Here is an 18,644-nt window from a genome sequence, read left to right on the forward strand (position 1 = left end):
ATCGGAGATACAATGAGTACACTAAGATTATATGGGATTGAATTATGATTGGAGAAGTCAGAATCGAAAATTATAAGTCCATTCAAAAGCTGAAGCTAGAATTAGGACGAGTAACTGTATTGATCGGTGAAAATGGCTGCGGCAAGAGCAATATCCTAGAGGCGATTGCCCTGGCTTCTGCGGCTGCTAATGATAAACTTGATAATGAGTTCCTAGCTGCACGGGGGATTCGAGTGACTGAACCTCGATTTATGCGATCGGCTTTTGAAAAAGATAATCTTACTAAAGAGATCAGCATTGAATTAAGACAGAATGATAAAGAACAATTTAGTTGTATTTTACAAAATGATAATTTTCCCTATTCTCAGTGGATTAGTAAGAACTTTTTAGCCAATACTGAAACCTCTATAAAGGATGCTGCTAATTTGCTTATTCAAAAATATGGGGGAAAAAACAAATTAAAATCTCTCTTAGAAGAAGAAACCGAGCTTTCTAAACAAGTATTCTCAAGCTTTCAAAAGGATGCCGAATCATTTATTCCAATACTTAAGTTAAATGAATTTATAATTTACTCTCCTGAAAACCCAGCGTTACGAACTTTTGAAAAAGAAGGGCAAATTCAACCGTTAGGCATTAATGGCGAAGGCTTATTTAAACTTATAAATGTCTTGAGCGCCGACCCAAACCAAGATAAACTAAATCAAATCAAAGAAAATCTGCAATTGATAGATTGGTTTAAAGATTTTAAAGTCCCTCAGAATTTAGCAGCAATGCAAACTTCTATCCAAATCACAGATAGGTACTTAGATGCAGATTTAAGTTATTTCGACCAAAGAAGTTCTAATGAAGGCTTTTTATTTTTACTCTTTTACTTTGCCTTGTTCATTAGCGATCTCACACCTAAATTTTTTGCAATAGATAACATTGATGCTTCTCTCAATCCCAGATTGTGCCGCCGATTAATGCAAGAATTAGTCCAATTAGCAAAAAAACACGACAAACAAGTAATTTTTACAACTCACAACCCGGCAGTTTTGGACGGTTTGGATTTAGATGATGACGAACAGCGGCTGCTTGTGATTTCCCGGAACCAATTAGGTTATACTAAGGCTAGACGCATTCTCAAACCTAAACCTTTGGAGGGACAAGAACCTGTGAAATTATCAGAGGCATTTTTGAGAGGCTATATCGGCGGACTTCCTAAGAATTTTTAATATGATTAGTTTTGGATTGATTACAGAGGGACTTACTGACCAAATTGTAATTGAGAATATTTTAGCTGGATATTTCAAGAGTCTCGATATAGATGTCGAACCACTTCAACCAGAAAGAGATAAAGATAATGAGAATAAATCCAAACACGGCGGCTGGACTCTAGTTTTTGATTATTGCAAGTCAAAAGATTTTCGAGAATCATTTCAATTTATTGACTATATCATTATTCAAATAGATAGTGATGTTTCAAAAGATTATACTATCGCCCACCAAGATGAAAATGGTGAGTTTACTCCTCAGCAGTTGATTGCAAAAGTTATTGAGAAATTTAGAGACGGGATGGGTGAGGATTTTTACAACACCAATCAACAGAAGATAATTTTTGCAATATCTGTACATTCTATTGAGTGTTGGTTGCTCCCATTGTATTATACAGATAAACAGAAAAAAGCTAAATGCAAAAACTGTCTTAATACGTTAAACTATGAGCTTTCCAAGCAACACAAATTTACCATTGACAAGAAGGCTAAAAATCCTGAATATTATCGAGAGATTGCCAAACAATATGGCAAGCATAAAGTTTTAATGAAGCATTACCAAGATAATCCTAGTCTGAAAATTTTTATAGAAGAGATTGAGAGTAGAAATATTCACATCATTGAAGAGGATGACTGGTAACGATCCCGATTTTCATGTCGTATAATAGAGACAAAACTTAGGAGATTACCATGCAAGCATACAAACTTAGAGGTAAAATCGATGCAACTGGCAACTTGGTAGTAGTCGAACCCCTGAATATGCCACCGGGAGACGTGGAAATCATCGTCTTGCAGCTAGCTGAAACGGTTAAACAAGCCAGCGCTTCAGAAAGTGCGATCGCACCTGAAGCACCTCAAAAAAAGTTTAAAACTAATGTGAAGGCATTTCAAGGTTTATTCGATCGAGAGGCTGTACCGGAACCGCTGGATTTTGACGATCCAGACAAACAAGCAAAATGGGAATATTTAAAGGAGAAACATAACTTGTGAAAATCCTGATAGACACCAATATAATAGTAGATGTTGCTCTCGATCGAGAACCTTTCTTTGCTGAGAGCGATCGCATTTTAACTTTGGTTGAAGAAGCACAAATTCAAGGCTATATTTCAGCCTCAACTTTTAGCGACCTTTACTATATTATCCGCAGAGACAGAGGCCGCGATTGGACGCTGGATTTTTTGCGGCAGCTAGCCACATTTTGTCAAGTAGCAACAGTAGATAGCTCTGTTATTTCAATGGCATTAACTTGCAACTTCAAGGATTTTGAAGATGCGATTCAGTACAGCACTGCTGTAATCAATCGAATTGATGCCATTGTCACCCGCAACCCGCGAGATTTTCCGGTTACTACTCCTAGGATTGTAACTCCAAATCAGTTAATTCTTGAATTAACTGATTCTCCCTAAATTTCTCAAAGCGCTACGCTACACTTCTGATTCCAATTCGCTAACCCGCAACTGCACGGGTAATTCTACAGAATTCAACTCAGACGACTCTAACAATCCTGTTGCTTCAACTTCTGCACTCGCTTCACCCTGCCGCACTTTTCGCAATTTCTCACCCAAAGTATCCCGCTGATTAATCAAATAAATACTAACCAAAGTCAGCCCAACTCCCATCGATTGCAGCGGATTGAGCACTTCGCCCAAAAACAAATTGCCGAACAGCAAAGCAAATACAGGCGTAAGAAAGGTAAGAGAACTCAAACTTGTTAGACTGCCACTCGAAGCAAAATAAAAGAATAAACCGTAGGCGATCGCACTTCCGAACACAGTAGAATAACCTAACGCCATCCAGCCGGAAAAATCAATATTCACAAACTGGTCAGACTCAGTTGCAGCCGAAATTGCCAACAGCGGCAAACCGCCCAAAATCATGTGCCAACCAGTCGCTATAACCGGATCAACATAACGGCAAACCCAGCGCACCAAAACCGTACCCACAGCCATCGACAAAGCCGCCAACAGCATCAACCATTCTCCACCCTGAAACAACTGTTCGATACCCGCAGAAACCTCCCTGTTTTCAGGATGAAACAGCCCCAAAATCCAGCCATCCGGCAACCCGATCAAACTGATGCCGACTACGCCAATAACTAATCCCAACCAGCCCCAAAAACCAATTTTTTCTTGAAACAGCCACAAACACAAAATCGCCACAGCTAGCGGTTGAGAATCAATCATTACCGAACCCAAACCCGCACCGGTTCTCGCCAAACCTTCGGCTAAAAAGCCTTGAAACAAAGTAGCGTCAACCAAAGCAAACAGCGAAATCCACAGCCAAGCTTTCCAACCCTGCGGCTGCGGTTTTCCCATCAGCGCCGCCGCCAGCAGCACCAACACGCCGGCAGGTACTAAACGCACGAATGCCACAAACAGCGGCGTTGTGTGGGGCATCACCCCCTTCATTGCTACCATCGCGGTTCCCCACAGGAAAAACGGCGCAATTAGCAACAGCGGGGCAAAAGGCAGTTTTGAATCGGTAAGCTTTAGCTGCATGGCGGAGACTCCAAATAATTGGTGAGAGTGGCTCTCACGAGAATGATGTAGATTTGTTAAGCAATTTTTACAATTATTATATAGTGGTGTTGAGTTAAATTCGATCGTACTTATGGCAGAGGAACCCGATAGTCGGAGAGTGGGAGATCCCGATAGTGAGGGAACGCCAGATGGCGAAAATCTTCCCTCTGCCCGATCCGAATGCCTTCTTCCCTCGGATGAGTCACACTATAAGAGTTAGCTACAAAAATCCGTAACATTGCCCGAAAACTGCCCATGATTTGGCCATTCAAGCCCCGCTACCGCAAACAAATCGCCCGTATCGAAATCACCGGAGCCATTGCCGGAGAAACCCGTAAACGAGTCCTAGAAGCTCTCAAAACCGTTGAAGAACGAAAATTTCCCGCCTTGCTGCTGCGGATAGACAGCCCCGGCGGCACTGTCGGCGACTCCCAGGAAATTTACAGCGCACTCAAGCGTCTGCGCGAAAAAGTCAAAATTGTTGCCAGTTTTGGCAATATTTCAGCTTCTGGCGGAGTTTACATCGGCATGGGAGCCGAGCATATCGTTGCTAATCCCGGTACAATTACCGGCAGCATTGGCGTGATTATCCGGGGTAACAATTTAGAACGGCTGTTAGAAAAAGTAGGCGTTTCTTTTCAGGTGATTAAATCGGGGCCGTATAAAGATATCTTGGCATTCGATCGCGAATTGACAGATCCTGAACAGCAAATTTTGCAAGACTTGATCGACACCAGCTACCAGCAATTCGTGGAAACCGTTGCTGAAGCCCGGAAATTGGCTGTTGAAAAAGTCAAAAGTTTTGCCGACGGTCGCGTTTTTACCGGTCAGCAAGCCTTAGAATTGGGTTTGGTCGATCGGCTGGGAACAGAAGAGGACGCTCGCCGCCTTGCCGCCGAACTCGCAGGCCTCGACCCGGAAAAAACCGAGTCTTGCACGCTAGAAAAACAAAAACCTTTCCTAAATCGCGTCTTGGGGAGTAGTCTGGATATATCTGGGCTTTCAGCTTACAATAATTTGCTGGAATTCGAGCTTTCTACTAGCGGTTTGCCGCTGTGGATGTATCGCCCGTGATTAAATAGTCAGTTGGCACTTGGCAGTAGTTAGTTGGCAGTGGTAATTGGTAATTAGTAATAGGTAATTGCAACTAGCAACTGACAACTAGCAACTGACAACTGACAACTGACAACTGACAACTGACTAAAATGGAGGAAATTTGCGTGGAGTGGCAAGTGCGGGGGATTCGTGGGGCAACTACTGCTAGCGAGAATTCGGTGGCAGCAATTCGAGAAGCGGTGAGAGAATTGTTAGATGAATTAGAAGCAAAAAATGATATAAATCCAGAATTAATTATTAGTGCTACGTTTTCTGCTACTCGCGATTTAGATGCTGTGTTTCCGGCCGCGATCGCCCGCGAACGTTCTCACTGGTGCAATGTTCCTTTGTTGGACGTACAGCAAATGCACGTTGAGGGTGCTTTGGAACGCTGCATTCGGTTTTTAATTCACGTCAATTGGCCGGCACATACTGAAATTTATCATCCTTATTTGCGGGGAGCTCAAAATTTGCGTCCCGATAGGAATTTAGCGGTGGCGGTGGCTGGGGAAAAATAAATAATAGATTCACTTTGGGATTGATTTAACAGTTAACTCACCATTACAGGTGGGTTTATTTTTTACGGCATTTGATACAGTACAAAACCTGCCCTGGGGATATACGGTTAAAAGGTTTTATTATAAAAAAACCCGGTTTCTTTGAGAAGCCGGGTTTTTTGTCAATCAGACGCTTTTTTGTGATGCAACCTAATCCCTAAAAAAATGTCATATATAAAACTCCAAAAGTCCTTTTTCCCTTCCAATATTCCCAAAGTTTGAGGAGAACCCTTTTCATCTAGCAGCGGCTTCACAGCTTCGTAAGCAGGCTTGTAATTGTACCAAGGAATTGAAGGCCACAAGTGATGGATCAGATGATAATTCTGCCCCAAAATTAAGATATTCAGAATAGGACTCGGATATACTCTGGCATTTTTCCAGCGATCGCGATCGTGAAACGGACGGTGCGGCAAATAATCAAAAAACAACCCCAAGGCCAACCCCACCACCAAAGCCGGAGAAAACCAAAAATTCAGCACGTAATCTAAATGACCGTATTGAATCGAGATATACACGATCGCGATCACAAACAAACGGCTGAGGAACCATTCCAATAATTCGTATTTCCGCCACAGTTTGCGCTTAAAAAAGAAAATCTCGTGGTAAAAAAACCTCGCAGCAATCAACCACAAAGGCCCGCCGGTCGAAACATAATGGTCTGGATCGTTATCTGGGTCATTGACGTGGGCGTGATGCTGCATATGTACCCGCGTAAACACCGGGAAAGCAAAACCCAACATCAGCGCGCTACCGTGTCCCAAAATAGCATTAACTGTGCGATCGCGATGGGCTGCATTATGAGACGCATCGTGAATCACAGTTCCGGCCATGTGCAACGCCAACACATTCAGCGAAAAACAGCACCACTGCGGCCATCCCCAACACCAGAAACCCAAGTTAGAAATCACGATAATCGCTACTGCACTCAAAAACAGCAGCAGTGTCGGATTAAAGTCACCGGGAGGACTCAGAAACTCTTTCGGCACTGTCAGCGGCCGTCCTGCCTCCGACATCTTTGTTAAGACTCCTTAATATTTCACTCTTGCGTAGTATAAGATACAAGCCGGACAATAGTAAAGTTTTATGAAAGAACAGAGTTCGATCGCCAGAAACTAGCCTCTGCACAACCAGGAAAGTATTGCTGTTGTGCAAGGATACCAGTGCTAGATTAGCCAAAAGAACTCTGCAGACCCAATAAAATCAATGGGTATCTTTGTATTTATGTCAAGCCTGAGAGCAGATAAATTTGCAAAAAAGCGCGCTGCCCGAGAAAAGATTACCGATGGGTAAAAAGTCAGATATTCTATATATTGTTCAATACCTGCTTTTTTGACGACTATCAAAATTTTTAAGACTTGAGACTAGCGTCATTGCTTGTAGTGAAAGATGAAACGTTAGCCGAAATTTAAACAAGAAATCCACCTGCCTCCCCAGAACACCGCTGATGCAATTGCCAAAAGCCCTACGCCGGACTAAAATCGTCGCCACCATTGGCCCAGCAACTTCGGACCCACAAGTGCTGCGCCAGCTCATAGAAGCCGGTGCCACAACTTTGCGACTCAACTTTTCCCACGGAACAGAAGAAGACCACCAGCGCAGCATTCGCTTAATCCGGCAAACGTCCTTTGAACTCAACCAGCCGGTTGCCATCCTCCAAGACCTCCAAGGTCCGAAAATTCGTTTAGGGCGCTTTGAGACAGGCTCTATAGTGGTCAAAAACGGCGATCCTTTTATTTTAACCAGCCGCCCGGTTCCCGGCACCGAACTCATTTCTTCCGTCACCTACGACCCCCTAGCAGACGAAGTTCCAGAGGGAGCAGTGATTCTGCTCGACGACGGCAAAGTGGAAATGCTGGTGGAAAAAGTAGACCGCGCAGCGCGGGAATTGTACTGCCGCGTCGTCGTCGGCGGGCCGCTTTCCAACAACAAAGGCGTGAATTTTCCGGGAGTTTACCTGTCAATTAAGGCGCTGACTGATAAAGACCGCAAAGATTTAATGTTCGGCCTCGACCAAGGTGTGGATTGGGTGGCCCTGAGCTTTGTGCGAAATCCCCAAGACGTGCTCGAAATTAAAGAGCTCATTGCCAGTGCGGGCAAGCAAGTACCGGTGATTGCCAAGATCGAAAAGCACGAGGCGATCGAACAAATGGAGGAAATTCTCACCCTTTGCAACGGCGTGATGGTCGCCCGCGGCGATTTGGGAGTGGAACTGCCCGCCGAAGACGTGCCGATTTTGCAAAAGCGCCTGATTGCTACCTCCAACCGCCTGGGTATTCCGGTAATTACCGCTACCCAGATGCTCGACAGCATGGTCAACAATCCCCGTCCCACCCGCGCCGAGATTTCCGACGTGGCCAACGCGATTCTGGACGGAACTGATGCGGTGATGCTCTCGAATGAAACTGCTGTCGGCAAGTTCCCCGTCGAAGCGGTGGCGACGATGGCGAGAATTGCGGTGCGGATGGAGAGGGAAGGAATTAAACGGAATATTAGGAATGTAGAAGATATTGGTCGATCGATCCCCAACGGTATCAGCCAAGCAGTCAGCCAAATCTCCGAACAATTGAACGCCGCAGCCATCATGACGCTGACCAAAACCGGCGCCACAGCCCGAAATGTCTCGAAGTTCCGACCCAAAACTCCCATTTTGGCAGTTACTCCTCACGTAGACGTAGCCCGACAACTGCAATTGGTATGGGGAGTCAAACCCTTGCTGGTGTTGGATTTGCCCTCCACCGGCCAGACATTTCACTCTGCCATGACAGTCGCCCAGGAAAAAGAGTTAGTGTGCGACGGAGATTTAGTGGTGATGACCGCCGGTACTCTGCAAGGGGTTGCCGGATCGACGGATTTGATCAAAGTTGAGGTAGTGACAGCAGTTTTAGGCAAAGGCACCGGTGTCGGTTTGGGATCGGTGAGTGGCATGGCCAGGGTTGCTCGCACTGCGGCGGATGTAGGAAATTTCCACCCTGGAGAAATTTTGGTAGTGGAACACACCAGCGTCGCTTTTGTGGAGATGATTCGGAAAGCAGCCGGTGTGGTGACGGAGGAGGACAGTTTGACTTCTCACGCCGCGATTATCGGTTTGCGCTTGGGCGTGCCGGTGATGGTGGGCGTAAAGAATGCCACGCGGGTAATTCGGGACGGAACTATGCTGACGCTGGATATGCAGCGGGGTTTAGTTTATTCCGGGGCCAGAGGCGGCTCAACTGACGCGGAAGTGACCGTTTAACTGTTGGTGAGCTAGGAGTTGTGGAGTTTTGAATTAAATTCTACAACTCCTTGCTTTTTTCATTTAGGCTGTGCTATAATTCAAAATTGTCTGTGCCGATGTAGCTCAGGGGTAGAGTATTCGATTCGTAATCGAACGGTCGTGGGTTCAAATCCCACCATCGGCTTGCAATAAAACACATATTTTCAAGGGTTCTATAGCTTATTAATGCTGTAGAACCTTTGTTTTTTCCATGACTTGTCTATGGTTTGCCTATTTTAGTGAGGAATGCAAGTCCTCGGATTTTAAGGAGGACTGAAGTCCTCACTAGGAACCTATTTCATCGCGGATTTTAAGGAGGACTGAACTATTGACTACGAAGCTATTTGATTACCAATTTTTATGGTTTTTAGTCAGGAGTAAAGTCCTCGGATTTTAATAAGGACTGAAGTCCGATGCTGCAAACCTATGGCATTGCGGCTTTTGTCGATGGCAAAAATACCAGATAGAGGCTGGCTATTGCTTGTCAAATTGTTGCCAAAAATCAAGTCTCAATTGAGGTAAATTGCTAAAGAGGAAAGGGAACACAATTTGTAATTACTTTGCCGATCGCTAGTGTTTCTAAAACTTAACAGAAACTTAACAGAACTCGCTGTAAAAATGCGGTAAAATTAACCTTGAAGAGCGCAGACAGTTAAAAAAATAGCGAAAAATCTATGTGCCTGCAACCAGGAGATATCCTGCGCCAACGTTACCAAATTGTCAGTGAATTAGGTCGGGGAGGGTTTGCGAGGACATATACAGCTAGGGATTTAGACATACCGGATAACCGCCTGTGCGTTGTTAAGGAAATTAGGCAGCCAAGCGATCCGCAACTCTTGCCAGAAGCACAGCAGCGATTGGAAAGAGAAGTTCGCGCTTTGCGCCGATTGGGCGGACATTCGCGCATTCCACAGTTATTCGATAGCTTTCAAGAAAATGACAATTTTTATTTAATTCAAGAATACATTGAAGGACATCCGCTGAGGCAAGAATTCGCTCCAAATACTCAATGGACTCAAGAGCAAGTAGTTGAATTTTTGCAGGATATCTTGCCAGTTATCGCTTTTGTTCACGAACACAATGTCATTCACCGCGATATCACTCCTTCTAACTTAATTCGGCGCGATTGCGATCGACAAATAGTTCTGATTGATTTTGGTGCGGTCAAAGAAATCAGTTCCTTAGAACGAACTGGTTCGGGAGAGACTATCAGTCGAACTATTTATACGCGAGGATACGCACCTGCCGAACAATTGGCTGGCAATCCTCAATTTTGTAGCGATATTTACTCTGTAGGTATTGTCGCTATTGAAGGCCTCACGGGCTTGTGTCCTGCTCAAGATTTCTTGACAGATTCCCATCTGGGCGATATCGTTTGGCGCTACTCGACTCACGATCGCCCTATGGTACAGATTAGCGCCGGCATGGAAACGATTTTAAACAGAATGGTGCGCTACAACTTCCCCGATCGCTACCAATCTGTTGCTGATGTTTTGCAGGCTTTGAATTCGATCGCAACCTTACACCCGCCGCCCCCACTGTCACAGAATTTGAATGTACCGCAACAGTTGCAAGATAATCATTCAATCGTACCTCAATCGCCATCGCCGAAACGCAATCGATTTTCTGGATTTTCTCGATCGCACTTTCGCCGACTGCTGGGAATTGCAGGAATTATGGCTGGAATTGCGATCGCCCTTTTTATCCACAACATTCTTACCCCAAAAACTTGTCTTTTAGTGCAAGGTGATGGTTTAAGCTGCGGCGAAGAATCTCTCCTAAAATCCTCAACTCCTCGATTAAAGCAAGCAGGAGTTAATGAATTTGCAAAATCCAACTATCGGGAAGCATTTAATTACTTTAAAAGGTCGTGGCGTGAAGAAGAACGCAAAGATCCCGAAACTTTAATTTACATGAATAATGCCTTATTAAAGGCTAAAAAAGCAGATTATTACACGCTCGCCGTAATCGTTCCCGTTCGCAAAAACGCACAAGGTACAGCCGAGCTCGACTTGCCTAAAGAAATCTTGCGGGGGGTTGCTCAAGCGCAAACGGAAGTTAATTTAAAATTATTCAATTCAGAGATAGATCGCAACCTAAACGGTTTAGACTTTCAAGAAAATCAAGCTATTAAAGGAAAAGGTTTACAAGTCATAATTGCTGACGATGCCAATCTAAAAGAAGAGTCGATCGCCCGCGCTAATTCCCTAGTCAAACTGGGCGGTGTTTTGGGCGCGATCGGTCACTACACTAACGCAATGACAGCCCATACAGTCGATATTTACAACCAAAATCATTTAGTATTAATTTCCCCCGGCAGTACGACGGAAGCAGCCACAGAAAAACCCCGAAAATTTTTCTTTAGGACTGTGCCTCGGACTAAAGTTAGTGTTGAAGTATTCGTGAAATATCTGATTGAAAAAAAAGGTCAAACCACAGCAGCGGGTTTCTACAGCACCAGCAGCGAATCAACTTCCTCTTTTTGGGAAGAATTCAGAAAACAGTTTAGAGAACGGGGAGGAAATATTGCAAAAATCACCGAATTCGATCTGTCAAAAAGCGATTTTGATGTTAAAAAAGCCATACAAGAAGTCAGGCAAACAGAGAAAACAACGATCGTTTTAAGTCCGAGTCACGGCCCGATCGCCATCAAGAATGCGATGGCACTTTTCCAAGCCAATCAAGACCGCAATTGGGTAGTCGGAACCGGGGGAATATACAGTCAAAACACCTTAGAAGCTGCTGCTAAGTTACCGTCTTTTGAGAAAATGGCGGTCGCAGTTTCTTGGCATCATTTAAACTCTCCCGACCGCAAATTCCTTGAGGATACTCGCAAGCTTTGGGAAGGAAATGTCAGTCACCGAACTGCATTAACCTACGATGCGACTAAGACGCTGATTCAAGCCATAGAAGAGCAGCAGCAACCCAGCCGCGAAGGGATGCAAAAAACTATTGCCAATCCAGATTTTAGCGTCACCGGAGCCACCGGAACAATTCAGTTTGACAAAACGGGCTCGCGCAAAAATTTTAGTCCGATATTAGTGCATATTGTCAAGTGTTCTCAGGAGCAGTTTGGGGTGACTTTTGTGCCGATCGAATTTCCGACAGCAGCAGCGGCGGGTTTAAATTGCGATTGATCGTACTACTTCTACTTGGGAGGTCGGGGGAGGCGAAAACTCAGGGGACTGAGGATTTGATTGAGAGTTCGCAGTTGTTCGGCGGTGCCCAAACAAATCAGCATATCTCCTCCTTCGATCGCAGTTTCTCCGGTAGGCCCGACAATCAAAGTCCCGCCAGCGCGCCGCACCGCTAAAACCAAGGCCCCCGATTGCGATCGCAACTTGGCATTTCTCAAAGTTTCCCCGACGTAGACACAACTATTGGGATCGACCAGAAATTCTTCCATGTAAAAAGAACTATCGGTGCCGGTCAAAACACCGTCTAAAAAATCCATAACTTGAGGCCGCAAAGCTGCCGCCGCCATCCGCTTTCCGCCGGTGATGTAGGGGGATACGACGGCATCGGCGCCGCCCCGCTGCAACTTCTTTACGGCTTCTTCTGTGGTGGCGCGGGCGATCGCCCGTACCTTCGGATTCAGAGTTTTCGCTGACATGACAGTGTATAAATTCTCGGCGTCCGAAGGCAAAGCTGCTACTATGCAAATTGCGCGATCGATCCCCACACTCAGCAAAATTTCGTCCAGAGTCGCGTCTCCTTGGACAGCCGTGTACCCCAGCGCCAAAGCAGCCTCAACCGACTGTACCGCCGAATCTATCACCACAAAAGAGATATATTCGGCCTGAAATTCCAAGGCAATTTGGCGGCCAGTGCGCCCAAAACCGCAGAGAATGTAATGCCCGATCAAAGAATCTACCAATCGCCGCTGCTGCCTAATTCTTGCTCCTTCTTGAAAATATCCTTCAATCAGCGCTTCTGTAAAGCGGTTGACGATGAAACCAATCACAATCACCCCCATCAAAATCAGGCATATGGTAAACATTCGGCCGCGTTGGCCGAGGGGCTGAAGTTCACCGTAGCCCACAGTTGCTAGGGTAAATACTGTCATGTAAGCGGCATCTAGCAAAGACCATTTTTCCACCTGCCAATACCAAAGAGTACCCGTGCAGAAAATGCCGCCCAGGGCGATGACTCCGCCTGTTAAGTCTTTTTGCAGGCGCTGGTACTTTTGCTCTAGAGTTGAATACACCGATCGGGCTGACCTATTACCTATTAGCTGCTACCAAATTAAACCATATCAGCCCTAGACGCAGGGGCGGTCAATCGATTTTAGATTTTAGATTTTAGATTTTAGATTGACCCCAGGGATAAATGCGGGGGCTCTTCTGATTTTCGATTTTCGATTTTCGATTGATTCTACGGATAAATCACGTGGCGGGTACCCTCAAGAAATTCGTGGTCAAAAAGCCAGTTTCTGCCTAGATACTTTGCTGCCAAACTCAACATTTTGACTCTTAACCCGGTTTTTTTTGCGTGAGTTCCGACTGAGTTCCAATCCCATCGCAGAGGTGGCGATTGTTTTGATTTGCGATCGGATTTGTCTGCAAATAATTGCGGACTCCATTACAACCCTGCTGCAATAAATCGTCAAGATTAAAATTCCACAGCATCACCGTACCGTCAGCACTAGCACTAGCGATCGCTTTGCCGTCTGGACTAAAACTCGCACTCCACACAGCATCCTTGTTACCTTTTAAAGTTTTGAGCAATGTACCGTCAACGTTCCACAACCTCAGCATTTTGTCTGTGCTTGCAGATAGCAACATTTGACTGTCGGGACTAAAGCTGATATTTGTCACTCCAGTTGTATGCTTTAAAATACTTAGCGGTGTGCCTTCTTTGCTCCAAATTCTCGCAGTTCCTCCAGCACTTGCAGCCGCCAGCATTGCTCCATCGGGACTGAAAGTTACACTCATAATTTTATCACTTTCCATCTGTAAAGTTCGGAGCAATTTGATATCAGTGCTGGCTTCGATTGACTGCTGTTTTTGCAACTTTTCCGTAACCTTTCTCAAGCTCCAAAGTTTAACAGTGCCATCAGTACCAGCCGCAGCAATTATCTGACCGTCTGGGCTAAAACTCGCGCTGGTTATCCAACCTCGCTCCACTTGAAAAGTTGCCAATTCTTCACCGCTGATTTTCCAGAGTTTAACAGTGCCATCGGCACTGGTAGAAGCAATAATATTACCATCTGGACTCAAAGACAGGCTTGTTATTTGAGCGCTATGTCCTTTTAAATTGTGGATCAATTTGCCATTCTTTTGCCAAATTTTTACAGTTTGGTCGTCGCTTGCTGAGACAATAATCTGACTGCTAGGATTGAAGATGGCCCTGATAATTTTATCCGTATGCCCTGTTAATGTTGCTTGCAAAGTTCCATTAGTTTGCCAAAGTTTGATATAATTATCATCCGTAGCAGTCACAATCGTTTGACTGTCGGGACTGAAACTCGCGAAAGCAAGGGTACTGGCTTGAGTCTGCAAGTGGCGGCGTTCCCGAAAGTTGTAAACTGCCTGTTCGAGGGCGATCGCCACTCGCATCTGAATATCTGAGCTGACTCCGAGCGATCGTTTCATTTCTGTAACAGCTCTGATGCTTTCTAGCAGAGCTTCCTCTTTTTTATCTGCAGCAAATAGCGTTTCTGATAGCAAACTGAGAGTGAGAATTTTGTTGTTTCTTTCTTCGATGGACGGTTTTACCCAAAAAGCTACTATCAGGATTGATATTAATATGGCTGCGGCTCCTGTAACTGTTTGCACTCTCAGTTGTTGCTCCCGCCAAAGTTTAACTGCAATCGCTTTTTTCTGGTTTTGTGCTTCGCTTAGTTCCTGTAGTAACTTTTTTTCGCGACGCAGTTGTTCTATTTCAGCTTGATGCTGTTTTTCTTGATAGCGAAATTTGGCAAATTCCGCTTCTTGACTCGCACCTAAAAATTGATAATCTTGGGTGCTCAAGCTTTTATTTGCCGCCCACTGTCGCGCATCTTCCAGTGCTTGACCGCGCAACAAGCGAGATTCGTCTTGACAATTTGTAGCTATCCATGCTGTTAGGGATTCAGCATAGGGGCGTAAGTCGCCGAGTGCTTTTTCTACCCAGTTATGGTTGAATATAGCTGCGTAAATGCGGTTGGATACGGTTAATTTGCCGGCTCGTTTTACTACTAACCCGCTCAACCGCAATTCAGTTTGTTCGGGAGTATCATCGGCGCAGATCCCCCCTGCCAGGGCGGGCACGGGGGCACCGCCCCTACAATCGGGGGGTTCTGAAAGTGGCAATATTTTTTGATATAGTCCTAATAACCTACTGGCGCGGTGCTGACTTCTGAGAAGGCGATCGCGAATTGTTTTGATGTGTACAGGTTCATCGGATGATTCCCAATTATCAATAATACGAGATTGCACTATCTCGCTAATTAATAATTGATTTGTAGTAAAAGTTTCAGTTTTGCTTTCATCCGTTGAGTCTGATATAATAGAAGCCGATGCTAAGCTTTTTATATTGTGCAAAATCAGCTTGCAAAGCTTTTGAGTCAGAAATGGCTGCCCTCCAGTCCAATCCAAAATCTCTTTTAAAACCTCTTGAGGATTGTCTACTTTTCCCTCAAATCCCTTGGCTAAAGGCAGAGCTTCCTGTAAGTTAAAACCGTTCAATTCAATAGCCAAGCCGATATTAAAGGGCGTGCGAGTTGCATCGCTAATTAAATCAGATGGCGTAGCTACTCCCAGCAAAGCAAATGTAATGCGCTGGTATTCTGAATTGTGAGCGCGTTTATTGTAGCAACATCTAATTAATGCAAAAAAATCATCTAGCGGTTCTTGGAAACTCAGAACGCTATCAATTTCATCAATAAAAATGACCAGGTTTTGAGAAATTTTAACCAGCAGCAACTCTTCAATTAACTCTCCTAAGCGCTGCACCGGGGGCATCAACTCTCTCTCCCGCCACCAAGTCATAAACTCGACTGGGTTAAACAGGTTGAAACTGCACAATAGCTTGTAAGCGACGCCGCCGTACCACTTATCTAGAGAGACTTGCTGGTTGCCAATGTCCGAAAGGTCGATCGTAGCACAGGCAATGCCATCAGCGGAGAGCTTTTGTACAGTTCGCACCAGCAAACTGGATTTGCCCATTTGTCGGGAATTGAGGACGTAACAAAACTCTCCGGCTTTGAGGGCTTGATAAAGTTCTGAGTCAGCTTGTCGCACTACATAAGTAGGTGCATTTTGGGGGAGACTGCCGCCGATTTGATATTGGTAATCGACTGTCATGATCTAGCCTCTAGTCATAAGTTTGTGGCATTTGCATGGTGCCTGTAGCACAAGCAATTTTACCATTTTGATAAGTTGGTTCTGGTGGTTTAATTGTACCAGCAGAATAAGATCCGCACAATATAGATGTGGTCGTTATTTGATTTTTAGAAGCATTTGACTCAACTTGTGGAGCAGGAATTACAAAAACCCCACCGACAAAGCTTTTAAGATCTTTATGCTTTGAGACTCCATAATTAAATGTTGCTTTTTTTGTTGTATGGTGGGAATATTTGTAATTTTCTGTCTCGGTTTTAATAATGCGAATTCTTAAAGCCTTAACAGAAGCGCTAAAAACACTTTTTTCTGCAAAATAGGCTTGCTGACGTTTGTTGATTAAGCTAATATAATCTCTGGGTTCCCATTGCTTGTTGATCCTAACCCTAACCTGAAAGGATGGCACAACTACCGAAGCTAATACTCCCATCACGATTAAACTCACTAACCATCGACAACCATTAGATTCAATGCTAGCTGATTTAGAACTATGTTTACTCATAGTTTTGTATCCTCTCTGTTTGTAGTAAAGACTTTAGTCCGGCAAATATCAATTGAATGTCGATTTGATATTAGTAATCGATCGTCATTATATTGCGTCTACTTAGATTATTGGGACCATTTTTTTGTGCCTTTGCTACAAGCAATTTTACCATTTTCATAGGTGGGTTCCGCTGGTTTAATTGTACCGGGAGAATCAGCTTGGCACAATATGGATGTTGTAGTTCTTTCCTCTTTAGCAGCATTTGGCTCAAAGTTTTTAGCAGGCACAAGAAAAACACCACCGACATAACTTTTGGAGTTGTTGCCCTTTGCTACTGCATAATTAAATGCTGCTTTCTTAGTGGCACGAATTGAATACTTGAAATGTGTTGTCTCTGTTTCAATGCCCATTCCCAAAGCCTTAACAGAACTGGAAAAAGCATTTTTTTCTGCAAAATATGCTTGCTGACCTCGGTTCACTGAGCTAACATACTCTTGCGCTTGAAATGTCATATACGATGTCATATACTTATCGTGCGTGCTATCACCCAGAAATGATGGCAGAGCGATAGCGCCAATTACTCCAATGCCCATTAAAAGCAATAAGCATCCGCAACCTTTATAACCTGAATTGCTAATACTTGATTTTTGATATTTAGTCATGGTATTGTCTCCTTAAATGGTATATACAATGCGAATTAAAGTCGGCGAAGCAGAGGCTCTGTATATGCGTTACCAGGAAGAGCCTGGTAACGAGGAAAAGGAGGAAATACTAATCTCTAAGCTCGCAGCTTTTGTACTTCTTTCCGGTCAATGGATGTGGGCTGAATCACTTTACTGCCGATCGCAAAATCGCGCAATTCCACTCTGGTAAACTTCACACCCCAAGGATCTGTCGTTGTATCCAACTCCTCGACTAAAGCATTATTGATTTCATTGCGAGCCGTGTAAAGTTCCTCCAGAGCTAATGTCGCAATGTGAGTCCGAATTGAAAGAATCAGCATATTTAACATCGCTTCCTTGAGATTCTGCACCTTGTAAGACGCTTTTTCTAAGTCAATTATTCGCCAGTACACAATAAATTCAACGGTGACGGCAACGCGATCGCGCGTCGTGCATTGTTGCGGTGGCAGGTTTAAAATTTGCTCGCGCAGAGTTTGTTTATAGGCGACTGTTTCGACGAAGGGAATTAAAAAAGTCAAACCAGGTTCGAGTTTCTTGCGATCGTACTTTCCGAAAATTTCAACTAAAGCCTCATCTCCTTGACGGACGATTTTGACGCTGCTGGCTAAAGATACTCCGGTAATTGCAAACAACACCATCAAAAAATACTGATACATAATGAATCTCCTGGTAAATAGTTAACAGTTGACAGTTGATACTAATTTCTTAGTCCGCGAAGGCGGAATTTGTTTGGCAAGAAGCGATTTCAATCGCCGAGTCATAAAAGAGCTAACTCAGATTTAGCCGTTGAGGTGAATTAATCTGTCAGGTACAACAATCAGCGTGTTTCCTTCGCGGCGCAAAACATAAACTTTTTGTCGGGGTGCGATCGCCCCTTGGGAATCTTCATTGCGAGCTTTCCACGAAGCCCCTTCATAAATCACCATTCCGGTTTCTCCGGGGAAAATTTCGGAGATTGTTGTCGCTTCGGTTGCTTCGGGAATGACAAACTTTTTGCGAACAATGAAAATCGGTCGAATCCAGATACTCAGCGCGAGGGCTATCCCCATCCAGTAGAAGATTTGCCAGTCAAAATCTTCATACATTATGTTCGCCCAACTAAACTGAAATGCTACAGCTCCTCTCCACAAAATAAAGGATTCAATTAAAGCTGAAGCTCCCATCATTAGCAGGTAAAATCTGTATTTTTGGGGCTGAGTTTTAATGATTAATAGCTCGATCGCACTAAGCACAACTCCGAGCAGCAACCATAATAGGGGCGGGGTGAAGGCGAAACCTGGTTGATTAGTGGCTGAGGCCAGCGACCAAATTAGGATAGAATACACAATGCTTTTACCTCGTTGTGATGGGATTCAACCTTGTTATTTCTCATCTAATCAGGTGGCTATTTGAGTTGGCGACTGAGTTATTGGAAAAATCATCGACTTTTCATCGACTTTTCATCGACTTTAGGGACGGTTCGCATTTATGATGGTTTC

Annotated in this window: 16 protein-coding genes and 1 tRNA gene; 9 read left to right on the top strand and 8 right to left on the bottom strand. The window is 44.4% G+C overall.

Annotated features, from left to right (window positions below; all coding sequences use genetic code 11):
- Window positions 1-44: 44 nt before the first annotated feature.
- From QUA33_RS02840 to QUA33_RS02855, 4 genes are read left to right on the top strand one after another with little or no spacing between them, the layout of a single operon-like run.
- Window positions 45-1,214, top strand: a complete 1,170-nt coding sequence (locus tag QUA33_RS02840; protein ID WP_333146311.1) for an AAA family ATPase — start codon at window positions 45-47, stop codon at window positions 1,212-1,214.
- A 1-nt stretch (window position 1,215) separates the two neighbouring features.
- A complete protein-coding gene (locus QUA33_RS02845) occupies window positions 1,216-1,893 on the top strand; it encodes a phage tail protein (protein ID WP_333146313.1) in 678 nt (225 codons plus the stop codon).
- A 50-nt stretch (window positions 1,894-1,943) separates the two neighbouring features.
- The gene (locus QUA33_RS02850) at window positions 1,944-2,243 is read left to right on the top strand and encodes a hypothetical protein (RefSeq protein ID WP_333146315.1); all 300 of its coding nucleotides are present in this window, start codon (window positions 1,944-1,946) and stop codon (window positions 2,241-2,243) included.
- Window positions 2,240-2,659, top strand: a complete 420-nt coding sequence (locus QUA33_RS02855; protein ID WP_333146317.1) for a PIN domain-containing protein — start codon at window positions 2,240-2,242, stop codon at window positions 2,657-2,659. Before QUA33_RS02850 ends, QUA33_RS02855 begins: the two co-directional genes overlap by 4 nt.
- A gap of 18 nt (window positions 2,660-2,677) precedes the next feature.
- Here the strand turns inward: QUA33_RS02855 and QUA33_RS02860 are convergent, their stop codons facing one another.
- The gene (locus QUA33_RS02860; RefSeq protein ID WP_333146319.1) at window positions 2,678-3,751 is read right to left on the bottom strand and encodes a DMT family transporter; all 1,074 of its coding nucleotides are present in this window, start codon (window positions 3,749-3,751) and stop codon (window positions 2,678-2,680) included.
- A gap of 276 nt (window positions 3,752-4,027) precedes the next feature.
- Between QUA33_RS02860 and sppA the strand changes: the two genes are divergently transcribed.
- Window positions 4,028-4,846, top strand: a complete 819-nt coding sequence (sppA, locus tag QUA33_RS02865) for a signal peptide peptidase SppA (protein WP_333094683.1) — start codon at window positions 4,028-4,030, stop codon at window positions 4,844-4,846.
- A 131-nt stretch (window positions 4,847-4,977) separates the two neighbouring features.
- Window positions 4,978-5,385, top strand: coding sequence for a chorismate mutase (gene aroH / locus QUA33_RS02870; protein WP_333072926.1), 408 nt, complete (start codon window positions 4,978-4,980; stop codon window positions 5,383-5,385).
- 161 nt (window positions 5,386-5,546) lie between these two features.
- On the opposite strand, the gene crtR is transcribed toward aroH, so the two are convergent.
- A complete protein-coding gene (crtR, locus tag QUA33_RS02875) occupies window positions 5,547-6,437 on the bottom strand; it encodes a beta-carotene hydroxylase (RefSeq protein ID WP_333094682.1) in 891 nt (296 codons plus the stop codon).
- Between the two features lie 431 nt (window positions 6,438-6,868).
- Between crtR and pyk the strand changes: the two genes are divergently transcribed.
- The 3 genes from pyk to QUA33_RS02890 all read left to right on the top strand — a co-directional run bounded on the left by pyk (window position 6,869) and on the right by QUA33_RS02890 (window position 11,814).
- The gene (pyk, locus tag QUA33_RS02880; protein WP_333146320.1) at window positions 6,869-8,656 is read left to right on the top strand and encodes a pyruvate kinase; all 1,788 of its coding nucleotides are present in this window, start codon (window positions 6,869-6,871) and stop codon (window positions 8,654-8,656) included.
- A 94-nt stretch (window positions 8,657-8,750) separates the two neighbouring features.
- Window positions 8,751-8,822: transfer RNA gene (locus QUA33_RS02885), tRNA-Thr, on the top strand.
- Between the two features lie 529 nt (window positions 8,823-9,351).
- The gene (locus QUA33_RS02890; protein WP_333146323.1) at window positions 9,352-11,814 is read left to right on the top strand and encodes a protein kinase domain-containing protein; all 2,463 of its coding nucleotides are present in this window, start codon (window positions 9,352-9,354) and stop codon (window positions 11,812-11,814) included.
- An 11-nt stretch (window positions 11,815-11,825) separates the two neighbouring features.
- Here QUA33_RS02890 and QUA33_RS02895 read toward each other — a convergent pair whose 3' ends face one another.
- From QUA33_RS02895 to QUA33_RS02920, 6 genes are all read right to left on the bottom strand, one after another.
- Window positions 11,826-12,884 (bottom strand): potassium channel protein, encoded by a 1,059-nt coding sequence (locus QUA33_RS02895; protein ID WP_333146325.1) that lies wholly within the window; start codon window positions 12,882-12,884, stop codon window positions 11,826-11,828.
- A 265-nt stretch (window positions 12,885-13,149) separates the two neighbouring features.
- The gene (locus tag QUA33_RS02900) at window positions 13,150-15,963 is read right to left on the bottom strand and encodes an LpqB family beta-propeller domain-containing protein (RefSeq protein WP_333146327.1); all 2,814 of its coding nucleotides are present in this window, start codon (window positions 15,961-15,963) and stop codon (window positions 13,150-13,152) included.
- Window positions 15,964-15,973: 10 nt separating this feature from the next.
- The gene (locus QUA33_RS02905) at window positions 15,974-16,501 is read right to left on the bottom strand and encodes a type IV pilin-like G/H family protein (protein WP_333146329.1); all 528 of its coding nucleotides are present in this window, start codon (window positions 16,499-16,501) and stop codon (window positions 15,974-15,976) included.
- A gap of 107 nt (window positions 16,502-16,608) precedes the next feature.
- Window positions 16,609-17,145, bottom strand: a complete 537-nt coding sequence (locus QUA33_RS02910; RefSeq protein ID WP_333146330.1) for a type IV pilin-like G/H family protein — start codon at window positions 17,143-17,145, stop codon at window positions 16,609-16,611.
- A gap of 116 nt (window positions 17,146-17,261) precedes the next feature.
- The gene (locus QUA33_RS02915; RefSeq protein WP_333146332.1) at window positions 17,262-17,822 is read right to left on the bottom strand and encodes an SPFH domain-containing protein; all 561 of its coding nucleotides are present in this window, start codon (window positions 17,820-17,822) and stop codon (window positions 17,262-17,264) included.
- A 123-nt stretch (window positions 17,823-17,945) separates the two neighbouring features.
- Window positions 17,946-18,491 (bottom strand): NfeD family protein, encoded by a 546-nt coding sequence (locus QUA33_RS02920; protein ID WP_333146334.1) that lies wholly within the window; start codon window positions 18,489-18,491, stop codon window positions 17,946-17,948.
- Window positions 18,492-18,644 lie beyond the last annotated feature (153 nt).

Origin of the sequence: Microcoleus sp. Pol14D4 (assembly GCF_036701245.1) — a bacterium.
Classification (GTDB): Bacteria; Cyanobacteriota; Cyanobacteriia; order Cyanobacteriales; family Microcoleaceae; genus Microcoleus.